Below are 6365 nucleotides of genomic sequence, written 5' to 3'. Positions count from 1 at the left end.
GCGGTCGACGCAGGTTTTGTGCCCAACGACATGCAGGTCGGCCAGACCGGCAAGATCGTCGCCCCGCAGCTGTACATCGCGGTCGGCATCTCCGGCGCAATCCAGCACTTGGCCGGTATGAAAGACTCCAAGGTGATCGTTGCGATCAACAAGGATGAAGAGGCGCCGATCTTCCAGGTGGCTGACTACGGCCTGGTCGCGGACCTGTTCGAAGCCGTTCCAGAGCTGGAAAAGCTGGTCTGATTCGCCTGCTTCACTTATAAAGAAGCCCGGCCCTCATCGAGGGTCGGGCTTTTTTTATGGCTGCAAGGAGTAGCGCATGAAGTATCGCGGAACGGGCCGGCTGCTGGCTTGCCTGGCGGCGTTGCTGTCGCCGCTGGCGATGGCGGCGGGTAAATGCGAGCGCCTGGTGGCGACCGGCAGCCCGGATGCTCCCCCCTATTCCTGGCAAGACCCCAAAGACCCTCGCCATCTGATCGGCGCCAATGTCGATCTGCTGCGTCAAGTTGCCAGTGAGCTGGGGGTGACGGTCGAAGTGCTGCATGCCGGCAAGCGCGATCAGGCCCTGGAAGAAGTGCGCAGCGGGCGTATGGACCTGTTGCTTGATACGCCCATGCAAGTGCAGCAGCTGACCGCACTGGACTACATCCATCCGCCCCTGCAACTGAACGAATACCTGGTGTGGACTCGCCACGACGGCAACGTGCAGTTCGACGGCCCGGCGGACCTGGCCCAGTACCAGGGCAGCCTGTCCGAGCGCGCTCGGCTGACGCCGGCCTTCGATGCCTTCGCCAAGGCCCAGCTCAAGCTGACGCCGTCGCAGAACCTGACCCAGGCATTCCAGAAGCTGGTGCTGGGCCAGGTCGATTATGTGCTGGCTGGGCGCTACTCGGGCATGGCCATGGTGCAGGGGTTGGGCATGGCCAATGACCTGATCGCGCGCGGCCTGCCGGTGGATCGGCCGGGCTTGTACCTGGCGCTGTCGCACAATTCGGCCTGCAACGACAGCTGGTTGCGCGGACAACTGGCTAAAAAGCTGACAGAATTGCCGATCTCCGGTGCGTCCGAGGCTGTCCTGCAACGTAATGTCGAGCGCTGGAAGGCGCAGATGCAGGCGCCGCTGGACGCCCCCAAACAGTAGGAAGATTGCGTTGAGAATCCAACCCTTGATTCTGGCGATGGCCGCACTCGGCCTGGCCGGTTGCGCCAATGACCCGGCGCCCAATGAACAGTTGCGCCTGTCCGAGCAGGCGCTGGAGCAGGCCAAGGCGGTCGGTGCCACCGAGCAGGTGCCCGAGCTCAAGCTGGCTGAAGACAAGCTGGCCCGAGCCAAGAGCAACCTGGCCACCGAAGACCATCGCGATGCGCGCATGCGCGCCGAACAGGCCGAGCTCGATGCGCGCCTAGCCGAGGCGCGGGTGCTGACCCACAAGAGTGAGGAGCAGCTCGAACTGCTGCAGTCGCGCGTCAAACGCTTGCGCAAACAGCTGGAGGTGCAGCCATGATGCGCTACAAGCCAATGGCCGCGCTGACCTTGCTGGCCCTGGTCGGCTTGCAGGGCTGCGCCAGTCAGCGCAGCGAGTCGGCCCTGGAGGAGGCCAGTGCGGCGTTCCAGAAGGTCAAGGACGATTCCAACGTGCTGCGCAGTGCGCCGCGTGATGTGATCCGTGCCGGTGAGTCGCTGGCCCGGGCCGAGCGCCTGTCCAGCTACATCGGCACCGGTGCCGATGTGCGTCACTACGCCTACCTGAGCCAGCGCTACAGTGAGATTGCCGCTGAGCATGCCAAGCTTGCGCTCAATCAGGAGCGTATCGCCAAGCTCGATCTGGATCGCCAGCGCCTGCAGCTGGCCCTGCGCGAGGCCAAGTTGGCCAGCGTGCAGCAACAAGGCAAGTGGGTTGAGGCGCAAATCGCTGCGCTGGCCTCCGAGCAGACCGATCGTGGCTTGGTGATGACCCTGGGCGATGTGTTGTTCGATACCGGACGGGCGGATCTGAAGAATTCGGCTAGCCGCACCGTACTCAAGTTGGTGCAGTTCCTTCAGCTCAATCCGCGTCGAGTGGTGCGAATCGAAGGCTACACCGACAGCACCGGTACGGCGCAAGACAATCTCAAATTGTCGCGTGATCGTGCCCAGTCGGTGGCGGACATGCTGGTCGACCTGGGGGTCGATGAAAAGCGTATCCAGGTCGAAGGTTATGGCGATCAATATCCGATCGAAGCCAATGCCTCGGAGCGGGGCAGGGCGCAGAATCGCCGGGTTGAGATCGTGTTCTCTGACGATAAAGGCAAGCTCGCCGCCCCGCGGTGATCGTCGAGCAGGGTGGGGCGCCTGGCGCCCCTTTGCGGCAGAGCTCGCCGCGACAAGACGCCTCCCGCCTCGGTTGTTCTGAGCACGACATCGGCGCTTCAAGGCGCTAGTCACGCCACTGTGTTGTCGACTATTCTGCAATCTGTCCCAGTACACTTTGCAACTGTTCCGGTACTCTGCCTCTCAGTGTGTCGCACAACAACAACGACCTGTCCGCGCTTCGAGAACACCGTCATGACCAACCTGCTGCTCTACCAGCGCATCGCCCAGCAACTGGCCGATGACATCCGTCGCGGTGTCTACCAGCCAGGCGAGCGCGTGCCCTCCGTGCGCAAGATGAGCGCCCAGCTCAATGTCAGCCATGCCACGGTGTTGCAGGCCTACGCCAACCTCGAAGATCAGGGCTTGATCCGCGCCCGGCCGCAGTCTGGCTACTATGTGCACCAGACTCCAGCCCTGACCGCGCAGACGCCGGATATCGCCCGGGTCGAGCGCCCCGGCTTGGTCACGCGTGCCAGCATCATTCAGCAAGTGCTGACCGAGGCCCGTCGCGATGGCGTGTTTCCGTTCGGCGCGGCGGTGCCACATGTGGATTACCTGCCGGTCAGGGCGCTGCATCAGCAGTTGGCCAAAGTCACTCGCTTTCATAGCCCGCGGGCATTCAGTTACATGTTCAGCCCCGGCTTTGAGCCACTGCGCCGGCAAATTGCCATTCGCATGCGTGATGCCGGGGTGCTGGTCGATCCGCGTGAAGTGATCGTGACCCACGGCTGTGTCGATGCCTTGCAGATGTCGTTGCGGGTGTTGACCCGACCGGGTGATCTGATCGCCGCTGAGTCGCCGACTTATTATGGCTTGCTGCAATTGGCCGACTTGCTGGGCTTGAAGGTCATCGAGATCCCCAGTGACCCGTCCACTGGGATCAGCCTGGAAGCCTTGCAGCTGGCGGCTAACCAGTGGTCGATCAAGGCTTTGGTGTTGACCGCGCGCTTGAGTAATCCGCTCGGCGGCACCATCCCTGAAGAGCGCCAAAAGCAACTGCTGCGCCTGGCGTCGGATTTCGACATCCAGATCGTCGAGGACGATATCTACGGCGAGCTGATGTTCGAGCAGGGGCGGACCAAGGCGCTCAAGGCCTTCGATCGCCTCGATCGGGTGATCTATTGCTCAAGCTTTTCCAAGACCTTGTCGCCGGGTGTGCGGGTAGGCTGGATGATCGCTGGGCGCTATCAGGCCGAGATCCAGCGCTTGCAGACCTTCACTACCCACTCAGCTTGCAGCGTGACGCAGATGGGGGTGGCGGCCTATCTGGAGAACGGCGGCTATGATCGCCATCTGCGCTTCATTCGCCAGGAATACCGCAAGAACCTCAGCGCTTATCAGTTGGCGGTGCAGCAGCACTTCCCTGAAGGTACACAGATGACCCGGCCTACCGGTGGCTTCATTTTGTGGGTCAGCCTGCCAGGGCGGGTCAATACCCAGGACTTGCACGTGCGAGCGCTGGAGCAGGGCATCAGCATTGCGCCAGGGCTGATCTTCAGCAATACCGAGCAGTTCAATCACTGTATTCGCCTGAACTGCGGTATTCCGTGGAACAAAGAGGCGGAGCGGGCGGTGATCACCCTTGGCTTGTTGGCTCATCAGTTGTGCAAGGAGTCGACCGGCGCGCTGTTCTAGGCGTTGTGCGCACTGTCGCCCAATAGTGACTTTTCGCACAAAGCCTGTCTTGCCAGATGCGGGCGGAACAGACAGCATACGCATCTTTATGCCAGTACCTGATGTCCATGAAAGCGCTTCGCTCTTTTGCCCTGTTGCTCTGTCTTGCGCCGCTGTGTCTGTCCAGCGGTATGTTGCAGGCTGCCCAGCCGCAAACCAAGGCGGCAGCGGCCAAAAAGTGCCCCGGCCAAGCCCGCGAAAAAGCCTGTCGCGACCAAGACTAACAAGGCTCCGGCCAAGGCTGTCAGTCGTAACAAGGCCAAGCCTGCGGCCAAGGTGAAACGCAAGGCGGTCAGCAAGGCGGTGGCCAAGCCGCTGGCCAAGCCGCTGGCCAAGCCCAAGCTCGACCTGAGTCTGCCCCTGGAGATGGTCAATCAGCTCGAGCCCAACGTTAATACCTCGAAATCCACCGGCAAATCGCGGCGCAAGCCTTTGCTGCCGTCGATGTTCCCGCAGACCCCGCCGGTCGATGACAGCCCGTTCCAGCTCAATGGCCGGCTGATCAGCAACGAAATGCAGCTGCAGCTGCGCAATGACAGTCGCCATGATGTCGAAGGTGCGGCCATCGATTTTGAGTTTCGCCAGTAGCTGGAACTGACTGCCAGGTCACGGCAATTTCATTCGGCCAGTAATTTCAAACGTATGTTTGAGCGGTTACTATCCAGGGACGTTCGTCCCGTTTCGCTCCAGGGAGTCCTGTTTTCATGAAATGCCGAGAGGGTTGCGGCGCCTGCTGCATTGCCCCTTCCATCAGTTCGCCGATGCCGCGCATGCCCAACGGCAAGCCGGCCGGAGAGCGTTGCCTGCACCTGACTGCGCAGAATCTTTGCGAGCTGTTCGGCCGACCAGAGCGCCCGGCGGTGTGCGGCGGCTTCAAGGCGGATGTGCAAGTGTGTGGCAGTGACAGTGATGAGGCGATCAGATTACTCGGTTGGCTGGAGCAGATGACGGCGGCGTGATTGGCTGGATCTTCGACAACAAGGATAAAGATGATGAGATCGTTCAAGCGTATTGCACTGCTGTGTGGCATGGGTGTCCTGCTGGCGCCTGCCGCCTGGGCCGAGAACTGGCAGGTGGCCAAGGACGAGGATGGCATCAAGGTGTCCCTCAGCGAGGTCGCAGGTTCCAAGTACAAGGCGTATCGCGGGGTGACCGTGATCAAGGCGCCGTTGGCCAAGGTCAAGGCGTTGCAGGAGGATGTAGTCGGGGCCTGTGCCTGGATTCACGAGTGCAAGTCGCAGAAACTGCTCAAGCACGAAGGTGACCAGAGCTGGACCTACACCCAGTTCAATACGCCATGGCCAGTAACCCCACGCGACTCGATCCTGCAAGTGACCACGGTTCAAGGGGCGGACGGCAGCTTGACCCGTAAGCTGGAAGAGAAACCGCAGTACCTCCCTGAAGAGCAGGGCTATGTGCGGGTGGCCAAGGTCGAGGGTTTCTGGAGGCTGGTGCCCCAGGGTGACAGCACTGAGGTGACCTACCAGGTGCATACCGAGCCAGGTGGCAGCGTGCCGGCGATGGTCGCCAACAAGTTTGTGGTCGATGCGCCGTTCAATACGCTTAAAGCGCTGCGTGAGCGCGCTGAGAAGCCCTGAGACGGGGCTGCGAACCGGACGAACAAAAAAGGCTGCCCGAGGGCAGCCTTTTTGCGTTCAGCTCGATGAGCTTACTTGCGATCCGTCAGGTTGACGATGTCACGCTGCGGTTCGCCAGTGTACAGCTGGCGCGGGCGGCCAATCTTGTACGGGCTGGAGAGCATTTCTTTCCAGTGCGAGATCCAGCCCACGGTACGTGCCAGGGCGAAGATCACGGTGAACATGCTGGTTGGAATGCCGATCGCCTTGAGGATGATCCCCGAGTAGAAGTCGACGTTCGGGTACAGCGAGCGCTCGATGAAGTACGGATCGGTCAGGGCGATCTCTTCCAGGCGCATGGCCAGTTGCAGCTGCGGGTCGTTCTTGATGCCCAGCTCGCGCAGGACTTCGTCGCAGGTCTGCTTCATGACGGTGGCGCGCGGGTCGCGGTTCTTGTAGACCCGGTGACCGAAGCCCATCAGCTTGAACGGATCGTTCTTGTCCTTGGCCTTGGCGATGAACTTGTCGATGTTGGACACATCGCCGATCTCATCGAGCATGGTCAGTACGGCTTCGTTGGCGCCGCCGTGTGCCGGGCCCCACAGTGCGGCGATGCCGGCTGCGATACAGGCGAACGGGTTGGCACCGGAAGAGCCGGCCAGACGTACGGTCGAGGTGGAGGCGTTCTGCTCGTGGTCGGCATGGAGGATGAAGATCCGGTCCATTGCCTTGGCCAGCACCGGGCTGATCGGTTTGATCTC

General features: G+C 61.5%; 9 protein-coding genes. 8 read left to right on the top strand and 1 reads right to left on the bottom strand.

What is annotated here, in order from left to right:
* The 8 genes from ACI2JX_RS24880 to ACI2JX_RS24845 form a co-directional block, all read left to right on the top strand.
* A partial coding sequence (locus ACI2JX_RS24880) for an FAD-binding protein (RefSeq protein WP_097192451.1) occupies window positions 1–243 on the top strand: 243 nt, incomplete at its 5' end.
* 76 nt (window positions 244–319) lie between these two features.
* Window positions 320–1141 carry a substrate-binding periplasmic protein gene (locus tag ACI2JX_RS24875; protein ID WP_404691208.1) on the top strand — a complete coding sequence of 274 codons (822 nt, stop codon included), beginning with the start codon at window positions 320–322 and terminating at the stop codon, window positions 1139–1141.
* A 10-nt stretch (window positions 1142–1151) separates the two neighbouring features.
* Window positions 1152–1505, top strand: a complete 354-nt coding sequence (locus tag ACI2JX_RS24870; RefSeq protein ID WP_186555695.1) for a DUF4398 domain-containing protein — start codon at window positions 1152–1154, stop codon at window positions 1503–1505.
* Window positions 1502–2311, top strand: a complete 810-nt coding sequence (locus ACI2JX_RS24865; RefSeq protein WP_264234972.1) for an OmpA family protein — start codon at window positions 1502–1504, stop codon at window positions 2309–2311. The genes ACI2JX_RS24870 and ACI2JX_RS24865 overlap by 4 nt, the downstream gene beginning before the upstream one ends.
* 234 nt (window positions 2312–2545) lie before the next feature.
* Window positions 2546–3988 (top strand): PLP-dependent aminotransferase family protein, encoded by a 1443-nt coding sequence (locus tag ACI2JX_RS24860; protein ID WP_404691207.1) that lies wholly within the window; start codon window positions 2546–2548, stop codon window positions 3986–3988.
* Window positions 3989–4303: 315 nt separating this feature from the next.
* A complete protein-coding gene (locus ACI2JX_RS24855) occupies window positions 4304–4615 on the top strand; it encodes a hypothetical protein (RefSeq protein ID WP_404691206.1) in 312 nt (103 codons plus the stop codon).
* A 116-nt stretch (window positions 4616–4731) separates the two neighbouring features.
* Entirely contained in the window at window positions 4732–4986 is a 255-nt protein-coding gene (locus ACI2JX_RS24850; protein ID WP_264234969.1) for a YkgJ family cysteine cluster protein, read from the top strand.
* Window positions 4987–5019: 33 nt separating this feature from the next.
* Complete coding sequence (locus ACI2JX_RS24845) at window positions 5020–5625, top strand: START domain-containing protein (RefSeq protein ID WP_404691209.1); 606 nt, start codon at window positions 5020–5022, stop codon at window positions 5623–5625.
* A 71-nt stretch (window positions 5626–5696) separates the two neighbouring features.
* On the opposite strand, the gene ACI2JX_RS24840 is transcribed toward ACI2JX_RS24845, so the two are convergent.
* The coding region (locus ACI2JX_RS24840) for a citrate/2-methylcitrate synthase (protein WP_404691205.1) at window positions 5697–6365 on the bottom strand (669 nt) is incomplete at its 5' end.

Source organism: Pseudomonas sp. NPDC088890, assembly GCF_044900155.1.
In the GTDB taxonomy this organism is placed as follows: domain Bacteria; phylum Pseudomonadota; class Gammaproteobacteria; order Pseudomonadales; family Pseudomonadaceae; genus Aquipseudomonas; species Aquipseudomonas urmiensis.
This window is presented reverse-complemented; position numbering and strand designations above follow the sequence as displayed.

What these genes read in the sequence shown, in the direction of transcription:
- ACI2JX_RS24875 (WP_404691208.1), top strand. Translation starts at nt 320, where the DNA reads ATGAAGTATCGCGGAACGGGCCGGCTGCTGGCTTGCCTGGCGGCGTTG.
- ACI2JX_RS24845 (WP_404691209.1), top strand. Translation starts at nt 5,020, where the DNA reads ATGAGATCGTTCAAGCGTATTGCACTGCTGTGTGGCATGGGTGTCCTG.
- ACI2JX_RS24850 (WP_264234969.1), top strand. Translation starts at nt 4,732, where the DNA reads ATGAAATGCCGAGAGGGTTGCGGCGCCTGCTGCATTGCCCCTTCCATC.
- ACI2JX_RS24865 (WP_264234972.1), top strand. Translation starts at nt 1,502, where the DNA reads ATGATGCGCTACAAGCCAATGGCCGCGCTGACCTTGCTGGCCCTGGTC.
- ACI2JX_RS24860 (WP_404691207.1), top strand. Translation starts at nt 2,546, where the DNA reads ATGACCAACCTGCTGCTCTACCAGCGCATCGCCCAGCAACTGGCCGAT.